This is a genomic window from Bacterioplanoides sp., from assembly GCF_965219715.1.
Classification (GTDB): domain Bacteria; phylum Pseudomonadota; class Gammaproteobacteria; order Pseudomonadales; family Oceanobacteraceae; genus Bacterioplanoides.
Genome location: NZ_OZ244785.1, coordinates 719,436 through 736,456, shown reverse-complemented (window position 1 = coordinate 736,456; position 17,021 = coordinate 719,436). Strand labels below are relative to the sequence as shown.

The window sequence follows — 17,021 nt, the reverse complement described above, 5'->3', positions numbered from 1 at the left end:
GAATACCGGTTTTTTTTATGCTTCGGATAACGGTTTTTTAAAGTAACCGATCAGCCGCAGAACACCAGGCGTACGCTATCGAGAATCAGCTGTGAATCACGAATCGCAGTCAGTACCTGATCACGTTCCTGCTTAACGGCATTAACCAGCTGGGCAGGGATGTTTGGATTCTGCTGTGAAAGTGCCTGCAGTCGTTCCAGGCGAGCATCGAAGGCTTCTTCCGCTTTAGCTTCGGCGCGTGCCACCATCTTGCTCAGTTGGCCAGCACCAAGCTTTTCCAGCTTATGGATCAGTGGCTGTGTTTCGGCTGTTTTCTGTTCTACCAGTCCGCGCGCAGTACCTTTCTTTAATGGCAGGGCAAAACCTGGAAGAGTCTCTGGCTCATTCACCACCAGATCACCTTTGGGTGTCATCATCAGATGCATTGCATTCGGTGGCAGGTAACGTTCGACCTGCAGGGCTTTAGGTGCCGCACACTGTGCAACAAACTGCAGCTGAATAAAGCAATCACCGGTGTTGTGGCCGTGATCTTCAATGTAGCCAACCGCCGCGTTACCGGATGGACTGCTGACAATTAACTCCAGAGCCTGGTCGATAAACGGGTGTTCCCAACTAAGGAATTGCACATCATCGCGAGACAGGGCGATGTCGCGGTTGGTAGTCGCCATAAAGCCATCTTCTGGCAGGTGAGGCATATCCGGAACCAGCATGTGATCCCCCGGTGCGATGGTGATGCATTCGCCACCTAAATCGACCAGGTCGAGTCCGAATGCGTCGGCAAACAGCTCAATAAAGTCGTTCAGTTCGGCTTCGTCTTCGATGTGAGTGATGGTCATTTCCTGACCCAGTTCACGTGCCTTAGTCGGATGGCAGGAATGTAATTCCAGCAGACGGTCACGACCGGCTTCCAGTGCTTGCAGTAACTCGTCACGCTCGGCGGCAAGGGTGCTGATTAACGCGCCCAGATTGGCGTTACTTTGCAGGGCCTGCTCAATATCGTTACGGTGTTTTTCCAGTAGCGGCTGAGCAGCCGGGTTAGGGCGGGTAAACACATCCAGGCCTTCATTCAGGATATGTGCCCATTGGCCATTGAGGTGGCCTTCGAATACCGGGATATGAATCTGGATGTCATGCTTCTGGCCAATACGATCCAGACGGCCAATACGCTGCTCCAGCAGATCGCAGTTGAACGGCAGGTCAAACAGCACCAGATGATGAGCAAACTGGAAGTTACGACCTTCACTACCAATCTCAGAACACAATAAGATGCGCGCGCCTTGCTCATGATCGGCAAAGTAAGCAGCAGCGCGGTCGCGTTCTACCAGATCCATGTTCTCATGGAATACCGCCGCAGGAGTGGCGTGTTTTTCCCACAGGAATTTTTCCAGATCTAACACGGTCTGAGCCGAGTGGCAGATCAGTACAACTTTGTCTTTCTTATTTGCTGCCAAGACGTCTAACAGCCAATTGCAACGCGGATCGCTGTCGCTCCAGTTATTAACCCCCAGCTCCGGGAATAAAGCACTATCAAGGTCAGCGCTGGCCGCTTCGGTATAGTCCGGTACCGGCAAATAACTGATGTTTGGAATACGCTGCGGGAAGCCGCTGACGCCGTGGCGGGTATTCCGGTACAGAGCACGTCCTGGCCCGCGACGGTCAATCAGTGTTTCCAGTTGCTTGCTACGATCATCACTGTCGGCCAGGTCTGGCAGCAATTCAGCAAGGGCTTTTTGCTGATCATTGCTCAGAGAGTCATCGCCAGCCAGTGCAGAAGCAAGTTCTGCCACTGGGTGATACTGTTGTTGTTCATCCAGGAACTGCTGCAGGCTTGGATAACGCTCCGGATCAAGTAAACGCAGACGCGCGTAATGACCGTTAATACCCAGTTGCTCTGGTGTTGCCGTCAACAGCAGTAAACCCGCGGTTTGGGCAGAAATCTGATCAACCAGGCCGTAGGCATCGTCGTGACCGTCTTCGTCCCACTCCAGGTGGTGCGCTTCATCAACAACCAGCATGTCCCACTCGGAGGAAGTCATTTGTGCTGCCACTTCGGTCTGGGTAGCAATAGACAGTGGGCACAGGAACAGTTGGCTGTCAGCAAACATGTTGCTGACATCACCTTCCATGGCTGCCAGGCGGTTTTCAGCCACCATGGCGCGATCGACAATGGTAAAGCGCAGATTGAAGCGACGGATCATTTCAACCAGCCATTGGTGCAGCAGGTGATCCGGTACCATGATCATGACGCGTGAAATACGCTGCTGCAGCAACAGGCGGTGCAGTATTAAGCCGGCTTCGATGGTTTTACCCAAGCCAACCTCGTCGGCCAACAAAACACGAGGAATTGAATCCTGAGTCACCTGTTCAGCAATGTATAACTGGTGAGGCAGTAACGATGTGCGGCCACCCAGCAGTCCATAGAACGGACGTTTGCGTAATTTACTCAGCTGTTGCAGGGCGATCTGACGCAGTTCGTACAGATTGTTGTTATCAATCTGACCTGAGAACAGGCGATCTGTTGGTTGGTTGAGTTGTATCTGGCCACTCAGGTGAGTCTCTGGAACAAAGCGCTCATCATCACCATAGAAAATGATGTCATTCTGTTCCTGAACTTCAGTAATGGTGATGCTTTCACCATCCTGCAGCGGTACAACATCACCCACTTTGAAGCGAACACGCGTAAGAGGGGCGTTTTGTTTGGAGTAGGTGCGGACGTCGTCGATAACCGGGAAATAGACGGTTACCATTCTGAAATCAACGTCCTGAATTAAACCCAAGCCTAAGTCCGTTTCGGCTTCACTAATCCAACGCTGACCTACTGAATACATAGTGTCTCGATACCTGCTTTACTGCTGTTTAAAAAGGGCGCGCAGTCTACCGTAATCCCTCAGAAAAACCCAGTTCCAGTTGTTTTACAAACAGCGGGGCGCTGTTTACTATGGCAGCGCAGTCATGGAATGAATGTCTTATTAAAGGAATATCAATGAAACCCTCCCTATTAGGTGGCGTTCTCGTCGCCGGTTGTCTTTTATCCGCTGGATCGGCTTATTACAGTGGCAATGTCTTTACTCAGGCACTGAAAACCTACGTTGATCAACAGCCGCAGCTCAAAATGGCCACCAATCAACAAGGCTGGTTCAGCAGTAAGATTGAGTTGATTGTCGAGCAAGACGGCAAGAAGCTGGTGTTTATTGCTGACAACCAGTTCTGGCCAGGTTTTGTTACCGGTGATATCGCGCTAACTACGCGGGGCAGCCTGGCAGGAAGCAAGATGGCACTGAACCAGTTTGGTGTTGATTTTGATGAATTGCAGGGCGGTCGCTTCTTTGCTGCGTTCTGGAAGGATGCGTTCGAATTGGAGTACCAGGTTAAAGCATTTGAGGCTGGAGGTGCTGCAAAGTTTGAAGGTGCCAAAGTATTATCGGAAATAACAAATGATGGAGGCTACCGCACCTGGTTTGATATTGAGGGGATCAGTGTATCTGCTCCGGATGGTCAGCAATTTCTGTTAGACGGATTGAAGGTCGAACAATCGCGCTGGATACGGGCGGATGGGCAGCAAGACGATTATTCGTCGGTCGAGTTGCGTTCATTGTTGGTGGTTGATGCGCGAACTAAATCTCAGTTGGAAGGCTTCAGTGTTATTTCAGCTGCGGTGACTGAGAACAACCATATGACATTCCACAGCCGGATCGGGGTGGATAATGCGCATATCAAAACAGCAACCATGGCTGCTGACGTCAGGCCGTCCAATGTGGCTTTCTATATCGACGGTATTAAGGTCGATGAAGTTGAAGGGCTGGCAGAGGTTGATGTTGATAGTCTTGATGCTCTGATTCCCGCGGTTGTTCAATTAGCATCAAACCCATATTCACTGAACCTTGAGGCTTTGTCGCTGGATGTCTCGGTAGAAAATCCAGCCCTTGGTGATCAGCCAGTGATAACCCGGTTGGTGGCTGAGGGTGATCTGAACGCTTCGCAGTTACAGGAAATCGCTTCTTTGGGAGAGGTGTTGACGCCGACCAGGCTGAGTGGTGGGCTCAGCGTCAGTCTTAATGACAGCGTGCTTGAATCATCGCTGGGTGATGCTGTATTACAGCTGGTTGACCAGGGATATCTGAGCCACCAGGGGACAAAGCTTAAAACTCAGATTAACTTCGATAAAGGCGAACTCACGCTGAATGACCTGGCATGGGTTGAGTAGTCTGGCCATAGCTTCAAATGATCGAGATAAACGAACGCGTATCGAATTTGAAGTAGTGAAGTTTTGAAAAAGGTACGCGTTGGTAAGGTGCTGTATAAATAGGCGCTGTATAAATCAGAGGCTGCTGATTGGCTTATGTTGGTTGGCGGCTTAAATGCGATATCGATTGGACGGCCATTGATGCTGGTACGAGGGAGTCAGTCATATCATAATATTTCCGATAATTGGTATTATCGGAATATATTGAGTGAGCCGTTTAAGCAGAGAGTTGCTCTGTGTTTTTCCTAAGCTGTTCATTGCTATCTACTTTTAATTGATAATAAAAACAATCGCTTACAAGTCTTTTGTGAGTCTGTTTGTAAGCTGTGGAACACCTTTCACTCGGAACATATTTGATCTGGATACTGGCCGCATCAGCATTTATGTCTTGAGCCAGCCATGCCATTACTTCAGACTGGCGCGATAAATATTAACGGTTCAGATAAGGCGAACGAATTGCCTAAGTACGATTTGTCCTGGTGTTTATTGTCCCGCTGTTCAGGGTTTGCTCGACGGATGTTATGGCTGCTGTTTTTGATGCTGACGTCTGTGTCTTTTAAAACGCCTGTGTATGCCGATACGGTTTATGTCGGAGTCGCATCAAATTTCATTGCGCCAATGAAACATCTGTCTCGCGAGTTCAAGCGGCTATCTGGTCATGACCTGAAAGTCTCTTACGCATCCTCCGGCAAGCTGTTTGCTCAAATTCGTTATGGCGCACCTTTTCATCTGTTTTTGTCTGCTGACCAACAGAAGCCCGCGGCATTGATTGAAGCTGACCTTGCCGATCAGGCCTCATTAACAACGTATGCCCTGGGGTCTTTAGTTTTATGGAGTTCTGAGATGGATCTTCTGTTGAATCGCCACTATCTTATTTCCGATAATTACAGTCGTCTGTCTCTCGCCAATCCAAAGCTGGCCCCTTACGGCTTCGCCGCTATGGAAACTCTTAAAGCTCTGGATTTGGATCAGCAGCTGAAATCCAGATTGATTACCGGCGAGAATATTGCCCAGGCCTATCAGTTTGTTGCCACCGGAAATGCCCAGATCGGATTTGTTGCCCGGTCGCAGATTTACGCTGAAGAGCAGCTTAAGTCGGGCTCGTCCTGGATTATCCCTGAGTCCTATTATCAACCTATTCGCCAGGATATGGTGCTGACTAAGAAAGGTTCGGCCTTTGGCCCTGCGATTGAGTTGCATCGCTTTATTCAATCTAAGCCGGGTCGTGCCATAATCCGTTCTTATGGATATCACCTGGCTGAAAAATAATGTTATCTGATGCAGATTTAGGCGCTATCTGGCTGAGCTTAAAGCTTGCCAGTGTGGTTACCCTGCTTTTACTGATTATCGGCACCCCAATCGCATGGTGGCTGGTCAATACCCGCTCTCGATGGAAAGCGGTTGTTTCTGCTGTTGTTGCTTTGCCTTTAATACTTCCGCCAACCGTGCTGGGTTTCTATTTACTGATCGCCATGGGTCCCCAGGGGCCGGTTGGTCAGTTGACACAAAGTCTGGGTCTCGGACTTCTGCCCTTTACCTTTCCTGGTCTGGTGGTGGCATCGCTGCTTTATTCATTGCCGTTTGTTGTTCAGCCAATTCAGAATTCGATGCAGGCGATTGGTGCTCGACCGCTGGAAGTGGCGGCGACTCTGAGAGCGGCGCCGCTGGATCGCTTTTTCAGTGTTGTTGTGCCATTGGCGAAACCAGGCTTTATCACCGCGGCGATTCTTGGCTTTGCCCACACTGTTGGTGAGTTTGGCATTGTTCTGATGATTGGCGGCAATATTCCTGATGAGACCCGTATGGTTTCGGTTCAGATTTATGATCACGTTGAGGCGCTGCAATACGATCAGGCTCATGCATTATCAGGTCTGATGGTGGTGTTTGCTTTTGTTGTGCTGCTTGGCTTGTATCTCAGCCAAAAGCAACAGACTGCGATTGTTCGATGAGGTTATTGAATATGGCTGCGCTGGCAGGTTTGACTAAAAATCAGCAGGTAGGAATTTGATGTCTGGCAAAATCCATATGTGCTTTCAGTTGCAGCGAGAATCTAAGCCGGCCGGTAAGCGATTTGTTCTGGACATTGATCTGGATATTCCGGCCAGTGGCGTCACGGCAATCTTTGGCCACTCTGGGTGCGGAAAGACGACTCTGTTGCGCTGGCTGGCCGGACTGGAGTCCGGGTGTCCTGGCTTTCTTGAGGTTGATGGCTCGGTTTGGCAGAACGATAACGGCGACAACGATATTCTATTGCCAGCCTGGAAAAGACCAATTGGTTACGTATTCCAGGAGCCAAGCTTGTTCCCCCATCTCACCGTTTCTGGCAACTTCAATTTCGCTCTCAAGCGCTCTGCTAGTGCTCTGAATCAGTCGGGTTGTGATGAAATTATCGAGCTGCTGGGCTTGTCTGCGTTGCTCGATAATAAACCGGATGAGTTGTCCGGTGGCGAGCAGCAGCGCGTGGCGATTGCCCGGGCGTTAATGGTTGGTCCACAGTTATTGTTGATGGATGAGCCCCTCTCAGCACTCGACCGACAGCGAAAGCAGGAGATTTTGCCCTATCTCGAACGCATTAAGCAGACTTTGGATATCCCCATGATTTACGTCAGTCATTCCATGGACGAGGTGGCCAGACTGGCTGACTACGCTGTGTTACTCGATAATGGCATGGTTTCGGCTCGGGGATTTGTTAATGACGTGTTCTCGCGGGTTGGCTTGAGTGGTTTTGACGCCGATGATGCAGGATCGGTGCTCGAGGCGCGGGTTGAAAGTATTGATCCTGAGTGGCATCTCGCTGAGCTGCGCTTTTCTGGTGGGCGTTTGTGGCTCAATGACGCCTGCGTCGTCCGGCCTGAGGTAGAGAGAGATGAACTCGTCAGGATTCGCGTACCAGCTAAAGATGTCAGTATCGCCTTGAGTGACTATTCGGAAAGCAGCATTGCCAATCGAATTCCGGCAACGATTCAAAATATCAGTGATATTGATGTGGCTACTGCGTTGCTGCAGCTGAAGCTGGAAAACGAAGATGGGTCATCCATGTTGCTGGCCCGTTTAACGCGCCGTTCTGTGCATCAGCTGAAGTTGGAAACTGGCATGCAGGTTTGGGCGCAGATCAAGTCGGCGTCCATTATTCGTTAGTTGCTGATCTTAGATTATCTTCCCTGTTTTTTTACGATTGTCGTTGCGGTTGTCCTGGGGTGGTAAATTTCGTATCGTTGCAATAATTCCGATAATTATTGAAATGATGAAAAACACCGAACTTCCACCGGCGCCGCTGTTTGACCAGGCGGCTCATATTGGCAACCCTCTGACCTATGCCCGATCCATCCTGCAGCGTCAGCCCGAGCTGCGGGCTATTGAACAAATCTATGATGACCTGGTGAACAGTCTCAACTTCCTGGGCAGTTATAACGGTTCTTCCGCGACGTTTAACAGCTACCGACGCGAAGTCGAAAGGTTGCTGCAGTGGAGCTGGCTGGTTCGGCAGGCCGGTTTGGCGGAATTGAATCGTCAGGATATGGAAGACTATCTGGCGTTTTGCCAATCTCCTCCTGCCAGCTGGGTAGGTAACAAGCAGGTTGCACGCTTTCGGAATTACCAGGGAGAGCGAGTGATCAACCCGGACTGGCGTCCGTTTGTCGCCCAGCAAAATAAGCGCTCCCAAACCGACGATTTTAATCTGTCCCAGAAAAGTCTGCAGGCGGTTTTCTCTATCTTATCGACCTATTTTAACTACCTGCAGCAGGAAGATTATCTCGCGATTAACCCGATAAAGCTGATTCGTCAGCGCAGTCGCTACCTGCAACGCCATGCTTATCAGGAACCTATCCGCCGCATATCGAATTTGCAGTGGGATTACATTCTGGAAACGGTTGAGCGGGCGGCGCAGGATAATCCTAAAGAACATGAGCGTTCGCTGTTTGTGATGCGTTGCTTGTTTGGTATGTATTTGCGGATTTCTGAGCTGGTTGCAGATGAGCGCGGAACGCCTGTAATGGGCGACTTTCAGCAGGATCGTGACCAGCATTGGTGGTTGCGGGTAGTTGGTAAAGGTAACAAGGTGAGAATGGTGACGGTGTCAGATGATATGCTGGATGCATTAAAACGTTATCGGAATCATCTCGGGCTGACTCCCCTGCCCCGTGTTGGCGAGCAGACTCCGATTGTGGCCAAGATTAAAGGTCGTGGTGCGGTCACCAGCACCCGCCAGATCCGTTATCTTGTTCAGGGCTGTTTTGATGCCGCATATCAGCGCATGCGCGAAGAAGGCTTAAAAGATGAAGCCGAGGAGTTGCAGGTGGCAACCGTACACTGGCTCCGTCATACCGGTATTTCTGAGGATGTTAAATTCCGGCCGAAAGAACATGTAAAAGAAGATGCGGGACATGCCAGTATGGCAACCACCGATCGCTACATTGACACCGAGATGCGCGAGCGCCATGCCAGTGCTCGCCATAAAAAGCTCAAGCCAGAGTATTAGCGCGGCTAAAAGCCAACAAAGAGAACAATTTATTCTGAATTCGGGAACTGTTTTTGCTCAGGCCAGAGTGAAACTCATGTTACGGAGGCAGTTCGATGCGTATTCTTTGGCTTTCCCTTATTCCGGCGATCCTGCTGGTGCTCTCCCCTCGATTGTTGGCCGAAGCGGCTGATTCCCCGACGTTAACGGACGGCGCAGCGCTGAATCAGGCCGGGCGCCAGCGTATGTTGAGTGAGCGTATGGTTAAAGCGTACATTCAGCTGGCGGCGGATATTGATACGCTTAAGGCCGAAAAGCAGCTGCAGCTGGCCCGCGATCTGTTCGCTACGCAGCTTGGTAATCTTCGCAATTATGCCCCGACATTGCGCATACAGAATAACCTGCGCACAGTTGAGGAGCGCTGGCTTAAGCTACAAGCCGCGCTGTCTGCGGCAAGCTCACCGCAGCTGCAGCAATTAATTGGGCTTGGTGAAGATCTGGTGGCCGCCTGTCATCAGGTCGTTTTGGATATCGAGGCCTATGCCGGAACGGATAGCGCAGTACTGGTGAATGTTTCAGGTCGCCAGCGCATGCTCAGTCAGCGGATGGCCAAGTATTATTTCGCTCATCTGAGTGGTGAAAACCTCGAAGATATCACCGCCGGTTTTTACAGTACTTTGGGGGAATTTGAGCAAGGGCTGGCGATGCTGATGAGCTCGCCGCAAAACAGCTCCGAGATTCAATCAGCTCTTTCCGGTGTGAAGGCGCAGCTGGCTTTTTCAAAGTCAGGGTTTAAGCGCCTGGAGAGCCGCCAGTATACACCGCACGTCATTTCCCGTACGACGGAGAGTATGCTCAAACGAATGGATGAAATCACAGGTATGTATCAGCGTCTGCATGATGGTCCCGTCTAACAGGCATAAAAAAACCGGCAGCTGCCGGTTTTTTTATGCTGAGGGATTAGTGCATGTACTGTCCGCCGTTGGCTGAGATATTAGCACCGGTGATAAAGCCGTTTTCTTCGCCTGCCAGGAAGCTAACGACGCGGGCTATCTCTTCCGGCTTGCCGAATCGTCCTACCGGGATACCTTTGCGAATCTGTTCGCGAATTTCTTCCGGTACATCCATGATCATGGAGGTGGCTATGTACCCCGGGGAGACGGTATTGACGGTGATTCCTTTGCTGGCCACTTCCTGTGCCACAGCTTTGGTAAATCCGTACATGCCGGCTTTAGCCGCAGAGTAGTTAGCCTGACCAAATTGCCCTTTCTCGCCGTTAACCGAGGAGATGTTAACGATGCGGCCCCACTTCTGCTCAAGCATGTCGTTGATAACCAGGCGCGTCATGTAGAAAACCGAGGTCAGGTTGGTCGCGATAACATCATCCCAATGCTCCGGTGACATTTTCTTCAGCGTGGTGTCGCGGGTAATGCCGCCGTTGTTGACAAGAATGTCGATGGTGCCGAAATCCTTACGTATGCCATCGATACAGGTCTGGCAGGAATCGAAATCACGGATGTTGCCGTAGGCAACCGCAATGTCATAACCGTCAGCTTTCATCTGATCTTGCCATGCCTGCGCTTTTTCGTGGTTGCCGCCAGAATAATATCCGGCGATAACCTGATATCCGTCATCATGCAGTTGCTTACAGATTGAAGTACCGATACCACCGGTGCCGCCGGTTACTAACGCGATACGTTTAGTCATGCTCTACTCCTTCAGTGCGTATTTGCTAGATTGCTAAGGCAGAATCGCTGCCTTACATGACACTAATATGAAGCCGGAAACGTATGCATCTAAAATTGCAGATGACTAATAATTAACCATTAGTCGATTGTTCAGCAAAGCTGCCACTAAAGCACTGGCTGAGCTATAATTCGCGCCTTTTTCGCTTGTCGGGCTGATACACCGCTTATGTCTATGAATTTTGTAATCAAGTTGTTTCCGGAAATAACCATTAAGTCGCGTCCGGTGCGTAAACAGATCACTAAGATTTTGCGCCAGAATCTGCAGACTCTTTTTCGTAAGCATGAACTGTCGGCGGATGTGCAAAATCGCTGGGATAGCCTGGTTGTTGTGCTTAATCACGATGATGATGCAGCGCGTCGCCAGGCGGTTCAGATTCTGACCCATACACCGGGCATAGGATCGGTTCTTGAGATTGTCGAATACGAATTTACTACCCTTGATGACGCTTATCAGCACGTGAAAGCAGCCTATGCCGATGAGATTGCGGGCAAGACTTTTTGTGTGCGGATTAAGCGTGCTGGCCAGCACGATTTCACCTCCCATCAGGCTGAAATTTACATGGGTGGTGGCCTGTTAAAAGAAACCGACGCCAGTGCCGTTTCTCTGAAGAATCCTGATGTTGTTGTAAAGGCCGAGATTCGTAACGATAAGGTTCAGGTTGTTCGTCAGCAGATGGATGGCATTGGTGGCTACCCTCTGGGCTCCCAGGGTGAAGCGTTGTCATTAATCTCCGGTGGCTTTGATTCGACCGTCGCCAGCTACCTGATGATTCGCCGCGGCATTAAGACTCATTACTGCTTTTTTAACCTGGGTGGTAGTGCCCATGAAATTGGGGTTAAGCAGGTATCGAACTACATTTGGTCGAATTACAGTGAGAGTCACCGTGTTAAGTTCGTTACGGTGCCGTTCGAAGGTGTGGTTGAAGAAATTCTCAAGAATATCGACACTGGTCAAATGGGTGTGGTGCTCAAGCGTATGATGCTGAGAGCTGCTTCTCGTGTGGCTGATCGTTTAAATATTCCTGCGGTTGTTACTGGTGAATCGGTTGCCCAGGTTGCCAGTCAGACAATCACTAATCTTGCTGTCATTGATAAAGTATCTGACCATATGGTGCTACGCCCGTTGGCGGCTATGGATAAGCCGGAGATTATCGATATCTCTCGTCGAATTGGCACAGAAAGTTTCGCAGCAACTATGCCGGAGTATTGTGGCGTTATTTCAGTGCGACCAACTACCGTTGGCGATCTCGCTAAGGTGGAAAAAACTGAGCAGGATTTTGATTTTTCCGTATTGGAAGCCGCGCTGGATAATGCCAAGGTTGAGCGCATTGATGATGTACTTGATGGCGAAGAAAGTGGCCTGGAAAACGTTCAGCTGGTTTCCACGCCTGCCATAGATGATGTGGTTGTTGATATTCGTCATCCAAATGAAGTGGAAGATGCACCTTTGCATCTGACCAATAACGATGTGCTGACAATCCCCTTCTATGAACTGGATAATAAAGTATCGGAGCTTGAGTCTGGCAAACGCCACTTGTTGTATTGTCAGAAAGGCACCATGAGTAAGATTCATGCGCATCATTTAAATGCGCAGGAAAAAGGCAACTTTGCCGTGTTGATTGGCTGAGGTTCTGTCGAGTCAGGTTACATAAAAAAAACCCGCATCGAGCGGGCTTTTTTATGGTCGGACTTCGCGGAATTTACCAGTCACCACCGAGTGCTTTTTCAGCAACCTCGTTGACGGGGCGAGCAATGAGTCCTTTGGGGCTGAGGTGTATGGCGAATACCGCGCCGTTAGCCAATGGCATATAAACAGCGCTACCAAACTGCGCATCCAGCCAAAGCGCGGCACCTTGTACGGATTTCCATAAATCAAACCAGCGAGACTCAGACAGGCTATACACGCTGCGCTCTGCAGTGCGCTCCTGCTCCAAAGACAAATAGCGGCCGGATAGTCGATCCAGGCGATAAAGTGGCTGGGCGCCAGCGGCAGCGAAAGGGCCGGTCCATGTCAGTAGTCGAGCGTCGAGCTGCCATTGGTCGCCGGAGATTTTGAAGCGCTCTTCGGTGCCATCTGGCTGTGCCAGGGTGACATCAAATGCCTGATCACCCAGCTGGTAAACGCTCAGAGTGGCCAGTGGTTCTTCTTCGAGAAGTTGGCGGTAGCTCCATAGGTCAGCAAGTGCGAAGGCAGCCGATATGCACCCAGCAAGCAGGAAAAACCCCACACTGCCTTTCAGCCAGTGCATGAACCACTCTCTTCCTTTCCATGCAAACGCGATAGCAATCAGAGCAATCAGTATAAAAATGACGGTGATTACAGTCAGGCTTGGTTGCAGCATTATTAGTCCTTTAGCGCGGCAAGGCTTTCACGAGCCATTTTCAGAGCGTCTTCAGCGCCCGTTGTCTGGCCAATCATTGAGTCCAGGTAATATTCAATCGCTGTAATGGCATCAGCAAAAGACTCAAGCTGAGACTCGGCCGGTGTGCTTGGGTTTTCAATTAAGCGTTTGGCTATAAAGTGCTCAAGCTGATGCAGCATCTCAGCAATATTTTCCTTCTCCAGGAAAATCAGAGAGCCAGCCACATCGTGCAGGCTCTTGCCAATGTTCTTAACGTGCAGCTTGTCGCCGTTCGAATCAATGTATGAACCAATGGCACGCTTGATCATGGTCAGCGCCGTCATGGATTCAGACAGAACTGCAATCTTGGCTTCACTGAGGCTAACAGGATCAACCAGGGCGGTTTGTTCCAGGCCGCTCTGTGTAATGCCGCGCATTTCCTGTTCGATGCGAATGATGCTGTCGGCAACGGCCGGCATCTGGCTTTGCATCTTCTCCGGGCCATTGGCTTTGAGTGCGGTACACAGACGACGGGTTTGTTCTGCGGCTTCATTGAGGTTGGCGATTTGCAACGTATCAGCAATGCGGGTCAGGCTGGTAAACAACTCTTCGAAGTTGGATTCGCTGGTATCAGTACGCTCCAGCATATCAATCAGGTCTTTAACCGACTGCAGCTCTTCCTGCAGCGCTTCCGACAGTGAGTCCAGGGCTGATTGATCAGGGCCTGAGAGACGATTGCGGGCATCAGCAAGCTGAGTTTCTTTTACGCCAACACCGACGTGGAAGTCGTTCTGTACGCGTTCAATATCTTTGGTATCTGCTTCGCCGAGCGCCACCAGATACAGCAGTTCTTTCAGTAGCCAATCAGGCATTTTTTCATTAAAAGCTTTGCCTTCGGTGTCCTGAATCTTACGCACCTGGCGATCAAGAGCCCCCAGTAGTGCCAGGCGCTGAGGTGTCATCTCGTAGGCGTCCTGAGATAAGGCTTCGAGGGCTGCGAGGGTAACGTACCAGAAAGGCCACGCCGCACCACCACGGCTTGCGGCTTCAAAACGTTTAACGGCGCGCAACATAACTTGTAACGGACCACGACGTCCCTGATTACGCATAAGCCCGATGAGGCCCAGTTGGTAAAGCTGTCTTGCACGACGGTAAGGAAAACTACCGGCACCAGGAACGGCTTCTGGCATGCTTAGTTTGGGGCGCAGGTTAACCAGAAAGAAATAGGCTTCCGGTAAAGGCTTTTCCTGACGCTGCTTCCGAATGAGATTGATGGTTGGAACCAGAAGGCTTGGAGCGACTTGTTCGCCGTTGGCAACAAAATCGACATAACGCTTAAGAAACACAACAGCCTGGGTGAAGGCCTCCAGTGTTGCTTCGTTGACCTTTTGAGCTTTTACTGCCCTGCCGGTTTCAGCCAACTCTTCACAAATACGTTCCCCTGCACGGAAGTCGAGTATCTTAAAGGTACCGCGAATTTGCTGAACTTCTTCCAGAAATAAACGCAGACTATCGGCGCTGCCTGATTCTGAGTAGGCATCGAGCTGAACTGCAGCCTGATCCAATGCATTTGCGATCTCTGTCTTTACCAGATTCAGAGAGGCGGCAAATTGTGAAACTTCACTTCCTGTTGTTAATTCGGCCATACCAGGGACGTTCTTTGTTGTATTTTCTGCCATTCTACCTACTTAGTCTGCAAAGCGCGAAGCTTTTGCGAAAAACAGTCAAACTTCAATATACACGGGCGCTGCAGCGACGTTAGCGATAGCCGATAAGCGGCTTGCTAACAGGCCTTGTCGGCGTATTCAAGACAGTTTCAAGAAACTACATATTGCAAATTATTGCAAACGTATTACATTGCGCGCATTTCTTACCCTGCACCAAGATCATTGGGAAATATAATGTCGTCCTCTCTCGCCTCCGCCTTCCTAAATAACTTCCTGGGAAATGCTCCGCATTGGTATAAAAAGACCATTGTTGGCTTCCTGCTTGCGAATATTGTTGTACTGAATATTGCTGGCCCCTATGTAACGGGATGGCTACTGATTATTGAGTTTATTTTTACTCTGGCGATGGCGCTGAAGTGCTATCCACTGCAGCCGGGCGGTCTACTGGCGCTTGAGGCAGTATTGCTTGGAATGGTTTCGCCGCAAGTCGTCTATGACGAGGCCATTACTAACTTTCCAGTGATTCTGTTACTGATGTTTATGGTGGCAGGTATCTACTTTATGAAAGACCTGCTGCTTTTTACCTTCACCAAGATCTTATTAAATGTTCGCTCTAAGGTAGCGCTGTCATTTTTGTTCTGCATCGTTTCAGCATTCTTGTCCGCGTTCCTCGATGCACTGACAGTTACTGCAGTTCTGATTAGTGTTGGCGTTGGTTTCTATAGTGTTTATCACAAGGTGGCTTCTGGTAAGACCTTCAGCACCAGCCATGATCATGGCAATGACGATGAATTACGCGCCGCTCATCGTGAGAATCTGGAACAGTTTCGTGCCTTTCTGCGCAGTTTGTTGATGCATGGTGCGGTGGGTACTGCTCTTGGTGGTGTTTGTACCTTGGTGGGTGAGCCGCAAAACCTGTTGATTGCTCAGGTTGCTAAGTGGGACTTTATTACTTTCTTTCTGACGATGGCGCCAGTGACCATGCCAGTTCTGGTTGCAGGGTTGTTAACCTGCATTGTGCTGGAGAAGACCGGCTGGTTTGGCTACGGCTCATTAATCCCTGAAGAAGTTCGCAACATCCTGCAGCAGTATGATGATGAGCAAAAGCAGCAGATGACCCACAAACACACTGCAAAGCTGTGGGTGCAAGGTGCCGTTGCCCTCTTTCTGATTGCTGGCCTTGCATTCCATCTGGCAGAAGTTGGCCTGATTGGTTTAACGGTGATCGTTCTGGTGACGTCGTTTAACGGCATTATCGAAGAGCATCAAATTGGCAAAGCGTTCCAGGAAGCCCTGCCTTTTACCGCATTATTGGTGGTGTTCTTTACCATCGTGGGTGTGATTCACAGCCAGCATCTGTTTACACCGATTATTACCTGGATCCTGAGTACGGATAACGTTTCTCTGGCCGCTCAGCCAGGCGTGTTTTTCCTCGCTAACGGTGTGCTGTCGATGATCAGCGATAATGTGTTTGTCGCAACCGTCTACATTTCTGAAGTGAAGGCGTCATTCGATGCAGGTGATATCAGTCGTCAGCAATTTGATTTGTTGGCTGCAGCGATAAATACCGGAACCAATCTGCCAAGTGTGGCAACACCTAACGGTCAGGCCGCCTTCTTATTCTTGCTGACATCGGCATTGGCACCCTTGATTCGCTTGTCTTATGGGCGAATGGTGATTATGGCGCTGCCATATACGGTTGTGATGACGTTGGTCGGCTTTGCTGCTGTTACCTATCTATTGTAATCCCGCGGGCGATAAGAAAGATCTGACAGACAAAAAAGCGACTGCTGGCTGGCAGTCGCTCTCAAAGATTGGGGGCGTGAGATGTCAGGAGCGACGCCACAAAGCGCCTTCACTTTTCTTATCAACCAGATCCAGCATTTGTTCGTGGGCCTGTATTTCGTCATCGCTGGCTCTGACAACAACCAGCTCCGCGGCGTTTAATAACGATTCATCAATATTAATGTCAGCAGCACCGCCTTGTTGGTTGTCTTCAACTGCCAGCGCCAGATCGGTCTGGCCGCCGGTCATTGCCAGGTAGACTTCAGCCAGGATCTCGGAGTCGAGCAATGCTCCGTGGAGTTCACGATGGCTGTTGTCGATGTCATAGCGTTTACATAATGCATCGAGGCTTACCCGGGATCCGGGAAACATATCCCGTGCCAGCTTCAGCGTATCAAGCACACCGCAAAATTGAGCGGTTTTGGTGAGGTTGAGTCGATCAAACTCGGCATCCATCATGCCCACGTCAAACGCGGCGTTATGAATAACCAGCTCCGCGCCAGCAATAAATTCGCGAAATTCGTCAGCAACCTGAGCAAATACCGGTGCCCCGGTTTCTTCGAGCCATTCAATCGAGATGCCGTGAACTTCCTGTGCTTCAGCATCAATATCACGCTGCGGGTGAATGTAACGGTGGTAATGACGGCCAGTGAGTTTTCTTTCGATCACTTCCACGCAACCGATTTCGATAATCCGGTGACCTTCACCAATACCGGTTGTTTCGGTATCAAGTACGATTTGTCTCATTTACTTGCTCTGTAGAAACAGCGGATGTGC

Annotated in this window: 13 protein-coding genes; 8 read left to right on the top strand and 5 right to left on the bottom strand. The window is 50.1% G+C overall.

Features of this window, described 5'->3' with window-relative positions:
- Positions 1-50: 50 nt before the first annotated feature.
- Complete coding sequence (rapA, locus tag ACOQOZ_RS03880; protein ID WP_420590967.1) at positions 51-2,828, bottom strand: RNA polymerase-associated protein RapA; 2,778 nt, start codon at positions 2,826-2,828, stop codon at positions 51-53.
- 155 nt (positions 2,829-2,983) lie between these two features.
- Between rapA and ACOQOZ_RS03875 the strand changes: the two genes are divergently transcribed.
- The 6 genes from ACOQOZ_RS03875 (at position 2,984) to ACOQOZ_RS03850 (ending at position 9,616) form a co-directional block, all read left to right on the top strand.
- The gene (locus tag ACOQOZ_RS03875) at positions 2,984-4,204 is read left to right on the top strand and encodes a hypothetical protein (protein ID WP_420590966.1); all 1,221 of its coding nucleotides are present in this window, start codon (positions 2,984-2,986) and stop codon (positions 4,202-4,204) included.
- Positions 4,205-4,642: 438 nt separating this feature from the next.
- Complete coding sequence (gene modA, locus ACOQOZ_RS03870; RefSeq protein WP_420590965.1) at positions 4,643-5,512, top strand: molybdate ABC transporter substrate-binding protein; 870 nt, start codon at positions 4,643-4,645, stop codon at positions 5,510-5,512.
- Positions 5,512-6,192: a molybdate ABC transporter permease subunit gene (gene modB, locus ACOQOZ_RS03865; protein WP_420590964.1), complete on the top strand. Its 681-nt coding sequence runs from the start codon at positions 5,512-5,514 to the stop codon at positions 6,190-6,192. The genes modA and modB overlap by 1 nt, the downstream gene beginning before the upstream one ends.
- Before the next feature lie 58 nt (positions 6,193-6,250).
- Positions 6,251-7,381 carry a molybdenum ABC transporter ATP-binding protein gene (gene modC / locus ACOQOZ_RS03860; protein WP_420590963.1) on the top strand — a complete coding sequence of 377 codons (1,131 nt, stop codon included), beginning with the start codon at positions 6,251-6,253 and terminating at the stop codon, positions 7,379-7,381.
- Between the two features lie 103 nt (positions 7,382-7,484).
- A complete protein-coding gene (locus ACOQOZ_RS03855) occupies positions 7,485-8,723 on the top strand; it encodes a tyrosine-type recombinase/integrase (protein WP_420590962.1) in 1,239 nt (412 codons plus the stop codon).
- A gap of 95 nt (positions 8,724-8,818) precedes the next feature.
- Complete coding sequence (locus tag ACOQOZ_RS03850) at positions 8,819-9,616, top strand: type IV pili methyl-accepting chemotaxis transducer N-terminal domain-containing protein (RefSeq protein ID WP_420590961.1); 798 nt, start codon at positions 8,819-8,821, stop codon at positions 9,614-9,616.
- A 46-nt stretch (positions 9,617-9,662) separates the two neighbouring features.
- On the opposite strand, the gene phbB is transcribed toward ACOQOZ_RS03850, so the two are convergent.
- A complete protein-coding gene (gene phbB, locus ACOQOZ_RS03845) occupies positions 9,663-10,409 on the bottom strand; it encodes an acetoacetyl-CoA reductase (protein ID WP_420590960.1) in 747 nt (248 codons plus the stop codon).
- 213 nt (positions 10,410-10,622) lie between these two features.
- Here phbB and thiI point away from each other — a divergent pair, with 213 nt between their 5' ends.
- Positions 10,623-12,077: a tRNA uracil 4-sulfurtransferase ThiI gene (thiI, locus tag ACOQOZ_RS03840; protein ID WP_420590959.1), complete on the top strand. Its 1,455-nt coding sequence runs from the start codon at positions 10,623-10,625 to the stop codon at positions 12,075-12,077.
- A gap of 73 nt (positions 12,078-12,150) precedes the next feature.
- Here the strand turns inward: thiI and ACOQOZ_RS03835 are convergent, their stop codons facing one another.
- Together ACOQOZ_RS03835 and ACOQOZ_RS03830 are read right to left on the bottom strand one after the other, a co-directional pair.
- Positions 12,151-12,792 (bottom strand): hypothetical protein, encoded by a 642-nt coding sequence (locus ACOQOZ_RS03835; protein ID WP_420590958.1) that lies wholly within the window; start codon positions 12,790-12,792, stop codon positions 12,151-12,153.
- Positions 12,793-12,794: 2 nt separating this feature from the next.
- Positions 12,795-14,438, bottom strand: coding sequence for a hypothetical protein (locus ACOQOZ_RS03830; RefSeq protein WP_420590957.1), 1,644 nt, complete (start codon positions 14,436-14,438; stop codon positions 12,795-12,797).
- A gap of 255 nt (positions 14,439-14,693) precedes the next feature.
- Here ACOQOZ_RS03830 and nhaB point away from each other — a divergent pair, with 255 nt between their 5' ends.
- Positions 14,694-16,205 carry a sodium/proton antiporter NhaB gene (gene nhaB, locus ACOQOZ_RS03825; RefSeq protein ID WP_420590956.1) on the top strand — a complete coding sequence of 504 codons (1,512 nt, stop codon included), beginning with the start codon at positions 14,694-14,696 and terminating at the stop codon, positions 16,203-16,205.
- A gap of 84 nt (positions 16,206-16,289) precedes the next feature.
- Here the strand turns inward: nhaB and dnaQ are convergent, their stop codons facing one another.
- Positions 16,290-16,991, bottom strand: coding sequence for a DNA polymerase III subunit epsilon (dnaQ, locus tag ACOQOZ_RS03820; protein WP_420590955.1), 702 nt, complete (start codon positions 16,989-16,991; stop codon positions 16,290-16,292).
- Positions 16,992-17,021 lie beyond the last annotated feature (30 nt).

Bases quoted from the DNA above. Each gene is read 5' to 3' on its own strand.
- ACOQOZ_RS03835 (WP_420590958.1), bottom strand. From the start codon at position 12,792: ATGCTGCAACCAAGCCTGACTGTAATCACCGTCATTTTTATACTGATT.
- ACOQOZ_RS03850 (WP_420590961.1), top strand. From the start codon at position 8,819: ATGCGTATTCTTTGGCTTTCCCTTATTCCGGCGATCCTGCTGGTGCTC.
- nhaB (WP_420590956.1), top strand. From the start codon at position 14,694: ATGTCGTCCTCTCTCGCCTCCGCCTTCCTAAATAACTTCCTGGGAAAT.
- modB (WP_420590964.1), top strand. From the start codon at position 5,512: ATGTTATCTGATGCAGATTTAGGCGCTATCTGGCTGAGCTTAAAGCTT.
- ACOQOZ_RS03830 (WP_420590957.1), bottom strand. From the start codon at position 14,438: ATGGCCGAATTAACAACAGGAAGTGAAGTTTCACAATTTGCCGCCTCT.
- dnaQ (WP_420590955.1), bottom strand. From the start codon at position 16,991: ATGAGACAAATCGTACTTGATACCGAAACAACCGGTATTGGTGAAGGT.
- phbB (WP_420590960.1), bottom strand. From the start codon at position 10,409: ATGACTAAACGTATCGCGTTAGTAACCGGCGGCACCGGTGGTATCGGT.
- modA (WP_420590965.1), top strand. From the start codon at position 4,643: ATGCCATTACTTCAGACTGGCGCGATAAATATTAACGGTTCAGATAAG.
- modC (WP_420590963.1), top strand. From the start codon at position 6,251: ATGTCTGGCAAAATCCATATGTGCTTTCAGTTGCAGCGAGAATCTAAG.
- rapA (WP_420590967.1), bottom strand. From the start codon at position 2,828: ATGTATTCAGTAGGTCAGCGTTGGATTAGTGAAGCCGAAACGGACTTA.
- ACOQOZ_RS03855 (WP_420590962.1), top strand. From the start codon at position 7,485: ATGATGAAAAACACCGAACTTCCACCGGCGCCGCTGTTTGACCAGGCG.
- thiI (WP_420590959.1), top strand. From the start codon at position 10,623: ATGAATTTTGTAATCAAGTTGTTTCCGGAAATAACCATTAAGTCGCGT.
- ACOQOZ_RS03875 (WP_420590966.1), top strand. From the start codon at position 2,984: ATGAAACCCTCCCTATTAGGTGGCGTTCTCGTCGCCGGTTGTCTTTTA.